Origin of the sequence: Leclercia sp. LSNIH3 (genome assembly GCF_002935105.1) — a bacterium.
Lineage (GTDB): Bacteria > Pseudomonadota > Gammaproteobacteria > Enterobacterales > Enterobacteriaceae > Enterobacter > Enterobacter adecarboxylatus.
In genome coordinates, this window is the sequence record NZ_CP026387.1 from 435,214 (window position 1) to 451,271 (window position 16,058).

The 16,058-nt window shown below is 58.6% G+C and carries 16 protein-coding genes; 7 read left to right on the forward strand and 9 right to left on the reverse strand.

The features are described 5' to 3' along the window. Positions 1-84: 84 nt before the first annotated feature. Together chbB and osmE are read right to left on the reverse strand one after the other, a co-directional pair. Positions 85-402 carry a PTS N,N'-diacetylchitobiose transporter subunit IIB gene (gene chbB / locus C3F35_RS02160; protein WP_032617720.1) on the reverse strand — a complete coding sequence of 106 codons (318 nt, stop codon included), beginning with the start codon at positions 400-402 and terminating at the stop codon, positions 85-87. A 271-nt stretch (positions 403-673) separates the two neighbouring features. Beyond that, positions 674-1,015 (reverse strand): osmotically-inducible lipoprotein OsmE, encoded by a 342-nt coding sequence (gene osmE, locus C3F35_RS02165; protein ID WP_032617719.1) that lies wholly within the window; start codon positions 1,013-1,015, stop codon positions 674-676. Between the two features lie 231 nt (positions 1,016-1,246). Between osmE and nadE the strand changes: the two genes are divergently transcribed. Further along, positions 1,247-2,074 (forward strand): ammonia-dependent NAD(+) synthetase, encoded by an 828-nt coding sequence (gene nadE, locus C3F35_RS02170; RefSeq protein ID WP_103792868.1) that lies wholly within the window; start codon positions 1,247-1,249, stop codon positions 2,072-2,074. An 85-nt stretch (positions 2,075-2,159) separates the two neighbouring features. Then, positions 2,160-3,047: an excinuclease Cho gene (gene cho / locus C3F35_RS02175; protein ID WP_164529751.1), complete on the forward strand. Its 888-nt coding sequence runs from the start codon at positions 2,160-2,162 to the stop codon at positions 3,045-3,047. Here cho and ves read toward each other — a convergent pair. From ves to astC, 7 genes are all read right to left on the reverse strand, one after another. Further along, positions 3,016-3,573: an environmental stress-induced protein Ves gene (gene ves, locus C3F35_RS02180; RefSeq protein WP_059308162.1), complete on the reverse strand. Its 558-nt coding sequence runs from the start codon at positions 3,571-3,573 to the stop codon at positions 3,016-3,018. The two genes, cho and ves, sit on opposite strands and share 32 nt — an antisense overlap. Before the next feature lie 296 nt (positions 3,574-3,869). After that, positions 3,870-4,358, reverse strand: coding sequence for an ATP-independent periplasmic protein-refolding chaperone Spy (spy, locus tag C3F35_RS02185; RefSeq protein WP_032617714.1), 489 nt, complete (start codon positions 4,356-4,358; stop codon positions 3,870-3,872). Between the two features lie 338 nt (positions 4,359-4,696). Beyond that, entirely contained in the window at positions 4,697-5,662 is a 966-nt protein-coding gene (astE, locus tag C3F35_RS02190) for a succinylglutamate desuccinylase (protein WP_103792870.1), read from the reverse strand. Positions 5,663-5,672: 10 nt separating this feature from the next. After that, positions 5,673-6,998 (reverse strand): N-succinylarginine dihydrolase, encoded by a 1,326-nt coding sequence (astB, locus tag C3F35_RS02195; RefSeq protein ID WP_059308164.1) that lies wholly within the window; start codon positions 6,996-6,998, stop codon positions 5,673-5,675. Continuing rightward, positions 6,985-8,472: a succinylglutamate-semialdehyde dehydrogenase gene (gene astD, locus C3F35_RS02200; RefSeq protein WP_103792871.1), complete on the reverse strand. Its 1,488-nt coding sequence runs from the start codon at positions 8,470-8,472 to the stop codon at positions 6,985-6,987. Before astD ends, astB begins: the two co-directional genes overlap by 14 nt. Further along, entirely contained in the window at positions 8,469-9,503 is a 1,035-nt protein-coding gene (gene astA / locus C3F35_RS02205) for an arginine N-succinyltransferase (RefSeq protein ID WP_077226397.1), read from the reverse strand. The genes astD and astA overlap by 4 nt, the downstream gene beginning before the upstream one ends. Further along, positions 9,500-10,720, reverse strand: coding sequence for a succinylornithine/acetylornithine transaminase (gene astC / locus C3F35_RS02210; protein ID WP_032617705.1), 1,221 nt, complete (start codon positions 10,718-10,720; stop codon positions 9,500-9,502). The genes astA and astC overlap by 4 nt, the downstream gene beginning before the upstream one ends. A gap of 444 nt (positions 10,721-11,164) precedes the next feature. Between astC and xthA the strand changes: the two genes are divergently transcribed. Genes xthA through C3F35_RS02235 form a run of 5 tightly spaced genes read left to right on the forward strand, consistent with a single transcriptional unit; the run spans position 11,165 to position 15,985 of the window. After that, a complete protein-coding gene (gene xthA / locus C3F35_RS02215; protein WP_103792872.1) occupies positions 11,165-11,974 on the forward strand; it encodes an exodeoxyribonuclease III in 810 nt (269 codons plus the stop codon). Next, positions 11,975-12,661: a TVP38/TMEM64 family protein gene (locus C3F35_RS02220; RefSeq protein WP_103792873.1), complete on the forward strand. Its 687-nt coding sequence runs from the start codon at positions 11,975-11,977 to the stop codon at positions 12,659-12,661. A gap of 20 nt (positions 12,662-12,681) precedes the next feature. Continuing rightward, positions 12,682-13,845: an ABC transporter substrate-binding protein gene (locus tag C3F35_RS02225; protein ID WP_371320493.1), complete on the forward strand. Its 1,164-nt coding sequence runs from the start codon at positions 12,682-12,684 to the stop codon at positions 13,843-13,845. Continuing rightward, on the forward strand, positions 13,818-15,353 hold the full coding sequence (locus C3F35_RS02230) for an ABC transporter permease subunit (RefSeq protein ID WP_103792875.1): 1,536 nt from the start codon (positions 13,818-13,820) through the stop codon (positions 15,351-15,353). The genes C3F35_RS02225 and C3F35_RS02230 overlap by 28 nt, the downstream gene beginning before the upstream one ends. Continuing rightward, entirely contained in the window at positions 15,353-15,985 is a 633-nt protein-coding gene (locus C3F35_RS02235; protein WP_103792876.1) for an ATP-binding cassette domain-containing protein, read from the forward strand. Before C3F35_RS02230 ends, C3F35_RS02235 begins: the two co-directional genes overlap by 1 nt. The last annotated feature ends 73 nt before the right edge of the window (positions 15,986-16,058 follow it).

A 16,058-nucleotide genomic window follows, 5' to 3' on the forward strand; every position in this document is an offset into this window, starting at 1 on the left:
AGAAAATGCCCTTAAATGCCGCGATAATATTGCGGCGTAAGTGTGTGTGAAATTGCTCTTTGACGGGAAAAATAATAAATTAAATTAATTAGCAGCTTTTTTAATCGCCGCTACAGCAGCTTTAAGAACACCCAAACCATCCACTTTGCCGTACAGCGCAGAGTCAATCACTTCAACCGGTTTATTCGGTAACAGACGTTGAATTTCTGGCAACATATAGGCGATTTGTGGCCCTAACAGCACCACATCCGCATTGTTCCCTTTCTCACCCGCCAGGGTTTCCGGGAACGCTTCAATCACGACAGGTACTTCGTACTTCTCTGCCTGCGCGCGCATCTTTGACACCAGCAGTGACGTTGACATGCCCGCTGAGCAAAACAGATAGATATGTTTCTTTTCCACAGCAATTTCCCTCTAATGTGCTCACCGCTTCGCCACGATGTTCCCGCCTTGACCGACCGGAACCCTTCGCTGGCGTATCTGATGAATGGAGTATACGGCAACTGCTATCCGGGAGATAATTCATAAGAGACTACAATTGTCTCTCCTTGACCTGGTGTTATGACACCCTTCACATTTTAGGTAAATAATTCGCGGTGAGAATTAAGATGGGTAGCGACGTAAAAAAACCGGCCAGGTGGCCGGTTTGTCTCTTTGCTCAGGAAAAGCGATATCAGGCTTTAGGTGCCTGCGGATCGGTGTCATATTCCGCGCAGGTCTGGTAGCCGGAGTTGATCACGTGGCCAGTATCGTCGAGGGCCACAAAGTAAGTTTCAGTTTTACCATCGCGTTGACCCAGGATGTAGGTCTGGCAGGTGCCACGAGCGTGGATCATCGTCACTTCTGATGACGGCTTACCGGCCAGCTGCTGTACCTGTGCACGGCTCATCCCTTTCTTAACGTCTTTTACGACGGGTTCTTTAAACTGGTCAGCGGTACGGTCATACGCGGTACACCCTGCCAGTAAAGTCATTACTGCCGCTGCGCCTAACATTCCTGCTAAATTCTTGTTCATATTCCGTCCTCTTGTTTATCAGCGTGTTAAGTAAGCCTGGAATAGAAAACGACATTTTTCAACCTCAAGCGTGACGGCAAAGTTTTTTCGGAAAATTCCTGTAATTCAAGCATAAGCTACTAAATCGCTCTGATTCACCCAATTCAAATGTGTGATCCTTGTCGTTTTCCCCATGACGAGTTAGCTTTAACAGAACATCCATCAGGCAAATTTGTGTAACGGAGGGGCTAAATGGCTCTGCAACAAGAAATTATCCAGGCGCTGGGTGCCAAACCCACCATTAATGCGGAAGAAGAGATCCGCCGTAGCGTCGATTTTTTGAAATCCTATTTAACCCGCTTCCCGTTTCTGAAGTCGCTGGTGCTGGGCATTAGCGGCGGTCAGGACTCCACCCTCGCCGGGAAGCTCGCCCAGATGGCCATCAGCGAATTACGTGCAGAAACAGGCAATGAATCCCTGCAGTTTATCGCGGTGCGTCTGCCTTACGGCGTACAGTTCGATGAGCAGGATTGTCAGGATGCCATCGCCTTCATCCAGCCGGATCGCGTGCTGACCGTAAATATTAAAGAAGCGGTGCTGGCCAGCGAAAAAGCGTTGCGCGACGCGGGCATTGAACTGAGCGACTTCGTGCGCGGCAACGAAAAGGCCCGTGAGCGGATGAAAGCCCAGTACAGCATCGCCGGGATGACCAGCGGCGTGGTGGTGGGCACTGACCATGCGGCAGAGGCGCTGACCGGTTTCTTCACCAAATATGGCGATGGCGGCACAGATATTAACCCGCTGTTCCGTCTCAACAAGCGTCAGGGCAAGCAATTGCTGGCCGCGCTGGGCTGCCCGGAGCATTTATATAAGAAAGCCCCTACCGCTGACCTTGAAGACGACCGCCCTTCTCTGCCCGACGAGGCCGCGCTGGGTGTAACCTATGAAAACATTGACGATTATCTGGAAGGCAAAACGCTGGATGAAGCCACCGCCCGGATTATCGAGGGCTGGTATCTGAAGACCGAACACAAACGTCGCCCGCCGATCACGGTATTCGACGACTTCTGGAAACAATAATTCTGACGGGGCGGCTTCTGCCGCCTCTTTTTTAACCACACCACAGCTGCTACACTGTATGCCTGAACAGTATCAGGAGTATGTTGTGAGCAGGCGTCAATCGGCACCGCGGCTTGAATTCGAAGCAGCAGCTATCTATGAATATCCCGAACATCTGCGCCCATGGCTGGAGGCACTGCCGAAGCAGCCAGGCGTCTATTTCTTTCATGGCGACAGCGATGCCATGCCCCTTTATATCGGTAAAAGCATCAATATTCGCAGCCGGGTGCTGTCGCATCTGCGCACGCCGGACGAAGCCGCCATGCTACGCCAGTCCCGGCGTATTACCTGGATCCAGACTGCAGGTGAACTGGGCGCGCTGCTGCTGGAAGCCCGTTTAATCAAGGAGCAGCAGCCGCTGTTCAATAAACGGCTGCGCCGCAATCGCCAGCTCTGCTCACTGCAGATCACCGAGGGCAAACCGCAGATAGTCTATGCCCGCGAGGTCGATTTTTCGCACACCCCCAATCTTTTTGGTCTCTTTGCCAACCGTCGGGCAGCACTGCAAACCCTGCAGACCCTGGCCGACGAGCGTCAGCTCTGCTATGGCCTGCTGGGGCTGGAGTCGTTAAGTCGTGGGCGGGCCTGTTTCCGTTCCGCGCTAAAGCGCTGTGCCGGAGCATGCTGTGGCAAAGAGAGCGTTGAGGATCATCACCAGCGCTTAGTCGAAGGGTTGCAGGCGATTGGTGTCACCTGCTGGCCGTGGGACAGCGCCGTGGCGCTGAAAGAGTCGCGCCCGGATATGACCCACTACCATATTATCCATAACTGGCTCTGGCTGGGCGCGGTCGACAGCCTGGACGAGGCGGCGGACCTGCTGCGCACGCCCGCCGGTTTTGATCAGGATGGGTATAAAATTCTCTGTAAGCCGCTGCTGACCGGCAACTACGAGATCATTCCTCTTAGTGCCCCGGAAGCCAAAAAATCTCGCTGAACAACAGCGTTCCCTCCGCCTTCAGCAGCCGCAGCGTATGGTTGCCTTCGTGCCACCATGCGCCCTGATCGGCGGTGAGCAGCTTCTCACCCAGCTGCCAGGCGCCGCTCAGGACAAACACCACCCCGCCACGTGACGCAAACGTGGTAAAGGTGCGATCCGCCACCCGCACCTTTGCCCGACAGCGATCCCGGCGGGTCATAATATTGAAATCCATCGACATTTGTCCCTCTAACAGCTTTGCTTTGACTGGCAGATCGCCGGCAAAGCTGAAGGGCTGATGACGCTGTAACGTATGCGTAAACGCATTGCCGCCATCAAGATGGACTTCCCCTCCTTCCAGTAGCGTGATCACCCGATCAATGCCAGGCGAGACGGAAAAGTCGCCATTGCTGGCGAGGGAGGCAATACTGGCGCGCCAGTTAAATTCCCGGGTTGCGGGGGGAAAACAACATATTTCGCGTGTTTCACCGGCCCCGTTACGCCAGAGGCTGATCGGCATTTTACGGATATCAAAGAATTCCATCACCACTCCGAATGGCGCAACAGGCGCCAGAGCAACCCGCGCAGGGCGGTCGCTTTTTGATTGTTATCGTTAGATCATCACTGTGTAGTATCGGCAGACGTGTCCAACGGCCTTAGCCTGACGACGAAAAAATCCGTAACGCCAGAAATTTCAAACACATTCTGCAAATCGATAACAGGAGAATACCGGGATGGCGGCGGCTGGCAAGAGGGCAGAAAAGAAAAAACCGCCGGACCTGTCCACAGCAAATATGCTTGGGTGAACAGGACTCCGGCGGTCTTGAATGGCTGAACCGATTATTCGGCTGGTGGGGTCATTTTACCTTCCGGCCCGGCACGTTCTGTCAGACGCTTCTCAAAATTCGCATCAAACTGTTTTTTCTGTTCCGGGGTCAGGATGTTGTAAATCTTGTTCTGGGTTTCCATGTGCGCCAGCATGCGGGCTTTGTTCTGCTCGGCCATCTTGTCGACCTGCGCCTGGGCTTTCGCTTTATCGAAGCTGTCGCTGGCGATGATGTCATGCATAGCGCGGCGCTCTTCAACCGATGGACGCTTCATCTGGTCACGCTGGCTTTTCATGATGTCGCGGATTTGCGTTTTCTGCGCATCCGTCAGATTCAGATCTTTAAACATCATGTCGTGATGCATACCCGGCTTGCCTTTGTGATGCATCATTTTGCTTTCGGCAGGCGCCGCGGTCGTGGTAGCGGTATCTGCGGCGAACGCCGCGCTGGTAGCGCCCAGAGCCAGGGTAGAGGCAACAAACAGTGCAGTTAATTTACGCATAATTTTGTCCTTCCTTTCAGTTATTCTTCGGCGCTATGCCGCGTTGACGAGATTCACTTTACGGGGTTTATCGTCAATTAATCAGAGCAAGGGTAAAACAATGAAAGTGTAAAAAACAAATTATCGTCAAATATGGAGAAAATAAGGATAAAGCGTGGAGAGTTGAAACAGAAATATACATCTGGCTGATTTTAAAGAGATTGTGAAGGAGTATACCGGGAAGAAGATTAATAATAAAGCAAACAGCCAGGAATAATCTGTAATAAAACAGGAGATCAATGAAATGGCTGAGAAAATAAACAACCCCACCGCATTACGCTGATGGGGTCAGAGGAGTGTCAGGTGATTTTTTCCAGCATCAGTCCGGCACGCAAACCAAAGGCCACGGCAGGGTTTGGGAACAGAACATACTCAGTCGGCTTTTGCACTTCGTAGCGTTCATCGCCATCCTGCGCCAGTAATACCCCCTGGCGAAATGGCGTAAAGTTAAGGGTATGCGCCGCCATGTGTAGCACGAAGGCCTCGCTGCGGCGGGTGATCTGCTGCACCACCCGATAGCGCTCAACAGGCTCAGCATGCTGCGCTGGCGCCTCGCCGCTCAGTAAAGCAAACAGCGCCCGATGGGTAGTGGCAAAACGCGACAGATCGTTATGGCCGAACGGCAGCGCCTTGCCCAACTCCAGGGTACAGGCCAGGGCACCAAAGCGTTCGCAGCTAAAATGGGTGAATGTCCCGCCCGGCGCCTGATGAAAGACCAGCGCCTCCAGCCCGGCATCTTCCAGCCACTGAATAAATGTCTCATCCCACGGTTGATTGCGCTGGGGCAGTACGCCAAAACGCTCATGATACGAGGCGCGGATGGCGGTATGCAGATCGAGATGCCAGCGGTCGGCCCCCGCCTGCTGATAAAACGCACCCACCAGCTCTTCCAGCAGCGCCGCCCGCGCGGTCTCATCACAGGCCGGAAACTGCGCCCCGCGCCCGCTGAACAGGCGGTTGATATCGCAGGTCAGGTAGCGCTTATCGGCCCTCAGCGCCGGAGGGTTGCCATAGATAACAAGCAGGCGGCAGCGTAGCGTCAATTCGCCACGAAATAGCGCCCGCACCAGCAGATCGACGATTTCCACCGGCGCGGTTTCGTTACCGTGGATCCCGGCAGAGAGCACCAGGGCACGCTCGCTTGCGACCTCTGGCGTGAACTCCAGTACCCCGCGCGCCAGCCAGCGCCAGTCAAAGGAGGCCCCTTTGCCCTGAAGGTGGGCAGGTGTTTCATCGGCCATCGTCAGCGCCAGAAAGTTTTCCATCACGCCTCCTTTATTGCTGGAACGGGTAGACAGACCCGAGTTGCAGAATACGGGTCAAGGCATCCAGCGCCTCGCGCCCTTCGCGCAACAGCTGCGGATCCACCAGGTCGGCCTGAGTCAGACGGTCGCGATAGTAGCGGTCCACCCAGTCATTGAGGGTGTTGAACAGGGTCTCGTTCATCATCACCGCCGGGTTAACTGCCCGCTGCTCCTCAGGGGTCAGCACCACGCGCAGGCGCAGACAGGCCGGGCCACCGCCATTGGCCATACTCTCGCGCAGATCGAACACCCGCAACTCGCTGACAGGGTTATCTTCTGCCACCAGACCGTTCAGATAGCGCCAGACGCCCGGGTGATCCTGCGATTCTTGCGGCAGGACCAGTATCATGCTGCCGTCGTCGCGACTCAGCAGCTGGCTGTTGAACAGGTAAGTGGACACCGCATCCTGGACCGACACTGCCCCGGTCGGCACTTCGATCGGCATGAAGCCGGGCACCCGCTCGCGCAAGGTCTGAAGCAGCGCAGGCTGATCGACAAACGCCTGCTCGTGGCAGAACAGCACCTGGCGGTTCGACACGGCGATCACGTCGTTGTGGAACACCCCCTGGTCAATCACTCTCGGGTTTTGCTGGGCGAAGAGGATCTGCCCGGGGTTGACCTGGTTCAGCCGGGCAACCGCCTGGCTCGCGGCCAGAGTCTGACGCGCCGGGTAGCGGGCCGGTGCCTCATTACCCCCCTCTTCACGACCATAGACGAACAGTTGCAGGCCCGGCTCGCCGTAGTCGCCGCCGAGGCGGTTGTGGTTTGCCGCGCCTTCGTCACCGAACATCGCGACCTGCGGCAGCGCCGTATGGACGCTAAAGCGGGATTCATCGCGGAAAATGGCGCGCAGCACCTTTTCGGTGGTACCGGCTTCACTGGCCCGGTGGAATTTGTTGTTGAGGTTGGCAACGGTGAAATGAACTTTTCCGTCGAGCGTGTCTGCCGACGGGGCTACCGTCGCGGCATTCGCCACCCACATGGAGGAGGCGGAACTGGCGGCAGAGAGCAGCTGCGGCATCTGCGTGCCGGCCTTCTCCACCACCTGCTCATCGGTGCCGGTAAAGCCGAGCTGGCGCAGCACGCCGACGTTAGGCCGCTCCTGAGGCGGGATCACCGCCTGGGGAAAGCCTGCATCCGCCAGCGCCTTCATCTTTAACAGCCCCTGCTTTGCCGCCAGCTGCGGGTTGGAGATCTGAAAGCGGTGCTTAGTCGAGGCTTCATTGCCGAACGACAGCCCGGCATAGTGGTGGGTCAAGCCCACCAGCCCGTCGAAGTTAACCTCACGCGCTTTCATGACGCTTCTCCCGCGTAAAATCGAGGCCCGGACTCAGCTGCTCCGGCAGGACGATGGCCGGGGTTTCGAGGCTCGCCATGGGCCAGGCGCAGTAATCCGCCGCATACCAGGCGCTGGCGCGATGATTGCCGGAGGCACCCACGCCGCCGAATGGCGCGGTGCTGGCCGCACCGGTAAGCGGTTTGTTCCAGTTGACGATCCCGGCACGTGCCTCCAGCAGCAACTGGTCAAATTTTTCGCGTTCCGGCGAGATCAGGCCGCACGACAGGCCGTAACGCGTAGCGTTAGCCATCGCGATAGCCTGGTCGAAATCGTCATAACGCCAGATGCAGAGCAACGGCCCGAAGACCTCTTCATCCGGTACATCACGCACGCCCGTCATGTCGACGATCCCCGGGGTCAGTAAAGAGGTGCCCGCCCGCACCAGGCGGGGATCGAGCAGCGACCGCCCGCCGCGGGCAACGTGTTCCCGCCAGACGTGATAAACGTTTTTCGCCGCCTGCTCGGAAATCAGCCCGCCCATAAACGGCTGGTCGTTGGCATCCCACGTCCCTGGCAGCAGTTTCGCGCTCACCTCCACCAGCCGGGCGAGGAAGGCATCGCCTTCAGCACCGCTTTTAACCAGCAGGCGACGGGCGCAGGTGCAGCGTTGTCCGGCAGTGATAAAGGCCGACTGGATCGTCAGGTGAACCGCAGCGTCGATATCCGCCGGGTCGTCAACGATCAGGGCATTGTTGCCGCCCATCTCAAGGGCCAGAATTTTCTCTGGCTGACCGGCCAGCTGGCGGTGCAGCTGATAGCCGGTCCCGGCGCTGCCGGTAAACAGCAGGCCGTCAATATCGCTCAGGGCACTCAATGCCTGCCCGGTTTCCCGTCCACCCTGGACGAGATTGAGCACGCCCGGCGGCAGCCCGGCCTGCTCCCACAGTTTTACCACCGCCTCACCGCTCCACGGCGTCAGCTCGCTCGGCTTGAAGATCACGGTGTTACCCGCCAGCAGCGCGGGCACGATGTGACCGTTCGGCAGATGGCCGGGGAAGTTATAGGGGCCAAACACCGCCAGCACGCCGTGCGGACGATGGCGCAGCGTGGCTGCCCCGTCGGCCATCTCGGTGTGCTGCTCGCCGGTACGGGTGTGGTAGGCCTTTACCGAAATGGCGACTTTGTTGATCATCGCGGTGATTTCCGTTGCCGCTTCCCAGCGCGGCTTGCCGGTTTCGCTGGCAATGATCCGGGTCAGCTCCTGCTTATTGGCTTCCAGCAGAGAGGCAAATTTCTCAACGATGGCCTGACGCGCACTGAAGGGCAGCTTTGCCCAGCCCGGGAAGGCCGCACGCGCCGCCCGGCACGCCTGTTCGACCTGCGCGGCACTGGCATCGGCCCCTTGCCATAACCTCTCCTGGCCCACCGGATTGTATTTGGTGCGGGATTCACCTTCGCCGGTCACCCAGTCGCCATTGATCCATAAGTTCATGCTGTTTTCTCCTCGGGGCACAGGCGCACCATGCGAATACGATCGCCAGCGCGGCATTTCAGGGCATCCAGTTGTGCTGCGGTCAGCACCAGACGTTCACATTCAGGATCCACGCGCACCAGCGTGGCGCGGAACTGGTCATACTGTTCATTAGCAACCAGGCAGGCGGGCCACTCACCCGGCGCAGGCTGGCCTTCGGCCACTTCCACCAGACGGCTTTTGCGGATCGCCCTTACCCGGTCGATATCGCACTCCAGCGTCGGGCCGCCGTCAAAGATGTCGACATAGTTGCGGTAGCGGAAGCCCTCTTTTTCCAGCACCGCGCGCGCCGGGGCGGTTTGCGGATGCACCTGGCCGATCACGGCCTGCGCCTCGGGGCTGAGGAAATGGGTATAGATAGGGTGTTTCGGCATCAGCTCGGCAATAAAGGCTTTCTGTCCGGTGCCGCACAGGTAGTCGGCTTTGCTGAACTCCATCGAGAAGAAGCGTTCGCCCAGGCTTTGCCAGAACGGCGAGAAGCCGGTTTCGTCGATCACGCCGCGCATCTCGGCCACCACTTTTTCGTTAAAGCGATCGCGGAAGGCGGCCATAAAGAGAAAGCGCGATTTGGAGAGCAGATAGCCGTTGCCCTCCTTGCGCCAGTCGGGATCGAGAAACAGGCTACAGAGTTCACTGCTGCCGGTGTGATCGTTACTGAGAAACAGCGTGGGCAGCGCGTTGTAGACGTTCAGCTCTTTCGACGCGTGCACCAGGGTGCCGACGCGGTAGTTATACCAGGGGTCGTTTAATCCCACCGCCACCTCGATGGCGCAGATCCCGGCCACGGTGCCGGTGGCAGCTTCTTCCAGAACAAACACGTAACCCTGTTCGCCTTTCGGCAGCGTCCCTTGCCAGGTCTGCAGCGAGCGTTCGATGCGCGCCGAGAGCGTTTTTTCATCAACGGGAAGCGAGGTCAGCCCGCCTCCTGTTTTACCGGCAAGCTGCATGAGGGCGGATAAATCCCCGCGCTCAATGGGACGGATGACCATCATGATGACACCCCAGACTTCACACGATCACAGGCCAGCGCAAAGCGATCTAACCCGGTCTGCACCTCTTCCTCGCTGACGATCAGCGCAGGCGCAAAGCGCACCACGTTAGCCCCGGCGATCAGTACCATCACGCCCGCTTTTGCCGCTTCCTGTGAAATAAGTTTAGCTTTTCCGGCAAATTCCTCCGTGAGTACGCAGCCAATCAGCAGCCCCAGGCCCCGTATTTCTTTAAACAGCCCCGTTTTGCTGTTAATGGCTTGCAGGCGTTCGACAAACCAGTCGTGACGCTGCTTAACGCCGGTCAGCACGTCCGGGGTGTTGATGATATCCAGTACCTGACCGGCCACCGCCGATGCCAGCGGGTTGCCGCCGTAGGTGGTCCCGTGGGTGCCAACGGTCATCACCCGGGCGAATTTGTCGGTGGTCAGCATGGCACCGATTGGGAAACCGCCACCGAGGGCCTTGGCGGTGGAGAGCACGTCCGGCGTAACGCCATAATGCATATAGGCATACAGCTCGCCGGTGCGGCCAACCCCGGTCTGGACCTCATCGAAAATCAGCACCGCGTTGTGACGATCGCACAGTTCGCGCAGCCCTTGCAGGAAAGCTTTATCCGCAGGCAGCACGCCGCCCTCGCCCTGCATGGGTTCGACGATCACCGCGCAGGTGGTATCGTCGATCAACTCGCTGGCAGACTGGAGATCGTTATAGACCGCGTGGCGGATATCCGGCGGCAGCGGCGCAAAGTCCTGTGAATAGGAAGGTTGCCCGCCCGCGCTGACGGTAAACAGCGTGCGGCCATGGAAGGCATTTTTGAAGGCGACGATGCCGCTTTTCTGGTTGCCAAAGTTGTCGTGGGCATATTTACGCGCCAGCTTCAGCGCCGCTTCGTTCGCTTCGGCCCCGGAGTTACAGAAGAACACTTTTTCGGCGAAAGTGGCGTCGATCAGTTTTTTCGCCAGGCGCAGCGCGGGTTCGTTGGTGTAGCCGTTGCCGGTATGCCAGAACTTCGCCGCCTGGTCGTTCAGCGCCTGACGCAGCGCTGGATGCGCGTGACCCAGGGCGTTAACCGCAATCCCCCCGGCAAAGTCGATGTACTCTTTACCCTGTTGATCCCACAGGCGTGAGCCTTCTCCCCGTACCGGAATAAAAGCCGCCGGAGCGTAAACCGGCATCATCCATTCATCAAAGTTTTCACGCGTAATTGACAGAGACATAGCGACCTCATCCGGTAAATAAAAGGTTGATTAAATGTTAAATATTTTAGTGTTTGCGCTGTAAATGTAGATTGCAGCGATCGTGCCAGCCAGCACTAAAAATGCATAAACGGGATGGGGTAACGTAATATCAATGAGTTACAACATGGCGTTATTCACTGTTTTTGCATAAAAAGTGAATATTTTTACAACAAGCGGGGCTTTGCCGAATGAAAAATAGCTGTTTTATGCAGAAGCCAAATATAATTCTGGAATTGTGATCGCTCGCGAAATTTGTGGTCCCTTTTCGCGCCATTACAGGGCATCACGCGCCAGTTCGGTGCAAAAATTGCACTGTCGGCACGATCTGTCACAGTAATTGGTGGAACATACGCAGCGGCGGCAGTCAGCCCAACGAAATTCTGCTACCATCCTTGCACTATTCACCTTGCACTGGCAGCGACTATGAAATTTGTCTCTTTTAATATCAACGGCCTGCGCGCCCGTCCTCATCAACTGCAAGCCATCGTTGATCAACATCAGCCTGACGTTATCGGCCTGCAGGAGACAAAAGTCCACGACGACATGTTCCCTCTCGAAGAGGTGGCGAAACTGGGCTACAACGTCTTTTATCATGGCCAGAAGGGCCATTACGGTGTGGCGCTGCTCACTAAAGAGACCCCTGTCTCCGTGCGTCGCGGCTTCCCGGGCGACAACGAAGAGTCCCAGCGCCGTATCATCATGGCGGAAATTCCTTCACCGCTTGGTAACATCACTGTGATCAACGGTTACTTCCCGCAGGGCGAGAGCCGCGACCACCCGCTGAAGTTCCCGGCCAAAGAGAAGTTCTACCAGGATCTGCAGTCGTACCTCGAAACCGAGCTGAAAAAAGAGAACCCGGTGTTGATCATGGGCGACATGAACATCAGCCACACTGACCTGGATATCGGCATCGGCGAAGACAGCCGCAAGCGCTGGCTGCGCGCCGGGAAATGCTCCTTCCTGCCGGAAGAGCGCGAGTGGATGGCGCGTCTGATGGACTGGGGTCTGGTGGATACGTTCCGCCACGCCAACCCGGAGACTCAGGATCGCTTCTCATGGTTCGATTACCGCTCCAAAGGGTTTGATGATAACCGCGGCCTGCGTATCGACCTGCTGCTGGCAAGCTCCGTGTTGGCAGAGCGCTGTGTCGAAACCGGGATCGACTACGAAATCCGCAGCATGGAAAAACCGTCCGACCACGCCCCGGTATGGGTGACGTTCGACGTCAAATGAATGGCGACAAACGCTCGTAAAATCATCCTGATATGCGCCCTTCTGGGCGCATTTTTTGTTATTTATACGCAATTGCCGCCCGGCAGCGTAACGCTGGAAAATCTTCAGGCGCGGCATCAGGCGCTGCTGCTTTACTGCCAGCAGGCTCCGCGCCAGAGCGCTGCCCTCTATTTTATTCTCTATGTGCTGGTGACCACCCTGTCTTTGCCGGGGGCGGCGTTGCTGACCCTGCTCGGCGGGGCGCTGTTCGGTCTCTGGCCGGGGATCCTGCTGGTCTCTTTCGCCTCGACGCTGGGCGCCACGCTGGCGATGCTGGTCAGCCGTTATCTGCTGCGCGACTGGGTGCAGCACCGCTTTGCCGGGCAGATGCGCACCGTTAATGACGGGGTGGCGCGGGACGGGGCATTTTATCTGTTTGCCCTGCGTCTGATGCCATTGTTCCCGTTCTTTGTGGTTAACCTGCTCGCCGGGGTAACGCGCCTTGGGGTATGGCGCTACTGGTGGGTTAGTCAGCTCGGGATGTTACCGGGGGCTATTGTCTATCTCAATGCGGGCCACCAGTTGGGGCAGATAACGTCGCTGCATGATATCCTCTCGCCGGGCGTGGTTTTTGCCTTTACGCTACTGGGGCTGCTGCCGCTTATCACCCGCTGGCTGTTCGCCCGCTTTTCCCGAACGTCTTTATAACAGGGGGCATTATGCGCCGTGTGCGTTTTTGCATGTTATTGACCGGCCTGTTGATCGCAGGGCCGGCGCTGGCTGATGACGGCTGGCAGAAAACCAAAGAGGATGCCCGGGGCCAGACCGTCTGGTTCAATGCCTGGGGCGGCGACGAGGCGGTGAATCGCTACCTGGACTGGGTGAGCGGCGAGGTGAAAAGCCACTACGCCATTAACCTGAAGATTGTCCGTCTGGCGGATGCGGCCGATGCGGTGAAGCGTATCCAGACCGAGGCCAGCGCCGGGCGCAAAACCAACGGCTCGGTTGATCTGCTGTGGGTCAACGGCGAGAATTTCCGCACCCTGAAAACCGCCGGGCTGTTGCAGACCGGGTGGGCGCAAAGCCTTCCCAACTGGCGTTACGTCGACACTCATAAACCGGTGACAGAGGATTTCGCTATCCCGACGGAGGGGGCTGAATCCCCGTGGGGCAGCGCACAACTCACGTTTATCGCCAGCCGTCAGACCCTGCCGCACCCCCTTAAGGATCCCGAGGCGCTGCTGGAGTATGCCACGCAACATCCTGGCACTGTTACCTACCCGCGCCCGCCTGACTTTACCGGCACCGCGTTTCTGGAACAGATCCTTCTGACCCAGACCACCCAACCCGACGCGCTAAAACAGCCGCCGGACAGCGCCACCTTTGCCGCCGTCACCGCCCCGCTATGGGCTTATCTGGATAAACTGCATCCTCATCTGTGGCGCGAGGGCAAGGATTTTCCACCGTCTCCGGCGCGGATGGATGCCTTGCTGGCCAGTGGCAACTTAAACCTGTCGATCACCTTTAACCCGGCCCATGCCCGGCAACAAGTGAACAGCAAAGCGTTGCCCGCAGACAGCTACAGCTTCGGCTTTCAACAGGGGATGATTGGCAACGTACACTTCGTCACCATCCCGGCCAATGCCTCTGCCAGCGCAGGCGCAAAAGTGGTCGCCAACTTTTTACTTTCCCCGCAGGCGCAGATCCGCAAGGCCGATCCGGCCAACTGGGGCGATCCGAGCGTGCTGGATCCGCAAAAAGTGCCCGCCGCTGAGGCCACACAGCTGCGCCAGTTTATTCCAACCGATTTACCTGCAACGCTCGGCGAACCCCACGCCGCCTGGGTTAATGCGCTGGAGCAGGCATGGCTGCGTCGCTACGGCACCCACTAAGCTGGCTCGCATGGGCACTGATGGCGGCAGTTTATCTGCCGCTGCTGCCCGCCTTTGCCCTGCTGTTACCGCCGGTTTTCTCTCTGGACAACTGGCGTGCGCTGGCGACGGATCCGCAACTGCCGCAGGCGCTGATCGCCACCCTGCTTTCCACCCTGATTGCCGCCGCCGGCGCGCTGCTCCTGGCGCTGGCGGTAGTGGCTGCGCTGTGGCCCGGCAGCCGCTGGCGGCGGCTGTGTAATCACCTGCCTTGGCTGCTGGCGATTCCTCATGTGGCCTTTGCCGTCAGCGTGCTGCTGATGTTTGCCGAAGGCGGTGAACTTTACCGCGTCTGTTCGTTTTGCTCGCCGGTTATGGATCGCTACGGGATTGGGCTGGGCCTGACCCTCGCCGTCAAGGAGAGCGCATTCGTTGTCTGGGCTATTTACGCCTCGCTGCCGGAAAAAGCGTTGGCGCAAAAAGTCACGCTCCTGCGAACCCTGGGCTACAGCCGCTGGCAGGCGCTACGCTGGCTGATCCTGCCTGCCATTGCGCCCGCGCTGGGGGCAGTGATGCTGGCGGTGATCGCCTGGACGCTGTCGGCGGTGGACGTGGCTCTGATCCTCGGGCCCGGTAATCCCCCCACCCTCGCCGTGCTGGCCTGGCAGTGGCTTTCGCAGGGGGATGCGCAACAGCAGGCGAAGGGGATGCTGGTGTGCGTGATCCTGTTGGTGCTGCTGGAACTGATCGCTGTCGCGTTGTTTATCGGCTGGCAACGCTGGCGCCGCACTATCCCGGATATCTCCGGGAAGCGCCCGACACCGCGCCCGCTAAGGGTGGGACGCGCCTGCGGCGTGCTGCTGCCGTTGGTGGGGATCGTCAGCGTGGCAATACTGGTGCTCACGGCAGGCAATGCCAGCGTCTCCCGCGAGACGGCGGGCGAGAGCCTGACGCTGGGCCTCTCTTCGGCGGTGCTTGCCCTGGGGATGATCCTGCTCTGGCTGGAGTGGGGCCCGCAGCGCGGCGGCTTCTGGGTCTGGCTACCGCTGGCCCTCCCCGCCCTGCCGCTGGTGGCCGGGCAGTATCAATTGGCCTTGCTGCTGCAGCTCGACGGGCAATGGAGCGCTGTGTTGTGGGGGCATTTACTGTGGGTGTTGCCGTGGATGCTGCTGGTAATGCAGCCCGCCTGGCGCCGACTCGATCCGCGCCTGATCCTGATTGCCCGCACTCTGGGATGGGGATCGCTTAAAATATTCTGGCTGGTCAAATGTCCGCAGATGATCCGCCCGGCGCTCACCGCCTTTGCCGTCGGGTTTTCCGTCAGCATGGCGCAGTATCTGCCCACCCTGTGGCTGGGCAGCGGACGGTTCGCCACCCTGACCACCGACGCCGTGGCGCTCAGCAGCGGGGGCAGTAGCGCCGTGCTGGCGGCCCAGGCGTTGTGGCAATTGCTGTTGCCGATGCTGGTCTTCGCCGCCTGCATCCTGATTTCCCGGCTGGTTGGCCGTTTTCGACAGGGGTTACGTTAATGCTGATGGTTAAGGATGTTTCGCTCGCGCTGCGCCACACGACGCTGCTGCACAACGTTAACTTCAGCGTGCAGCCTGGCGAAATTCTCACCCTGATGGGCCCATCCGGCAGCGGTAAATCGTCGCTGTTTGCCTGGATGGCAGGTGCCCTGCCCGGCGATTTTCGCGCCGCAGGGGAGCTGTGGATCAACGCCCGGCGCTGTGACGCCCTGCCCACCGAGCAGCGCGGACTGGGCCTGCTGTTTCAGGATGCCTTGCTCTTCGATCACTTTAGCGTCGGGCAGAATCTGCTGCTGGCGCTTCCGGCGGCGATAAAAGGCGAGCGCCGACAGCAGGCGGTGATTGCGGCGCTGGACGCCGCCGAACTAAACGGCTTTTTTCATCGCGACCCCGCTACGCTCTCCGGCGGCCAGCGCGCCCGGGTGAGTCTGCTCCGCGCCCTGCTGGCCCAGCCGCAGGCGCTGCTGCTCGATGAGCCTTTTAGCCGCCTGGATAAAAACCTGCGCGACCAGTTTCGCCGTTGGGTGTTCGCGGAAGTGCGCACCCGGCAGATCCCGGTGGTACAGGTCACGCACGATGACGAAGATATTCCCCCGAACGGGCGCGTGCTGCCGATCGCGGGCTGGCAATGAATTCCATGACATCCTGCGCAAACGCAACGTTTTTTGGCTGGCAGGTTGCCACAATCACGGCTCATTTCTTTAC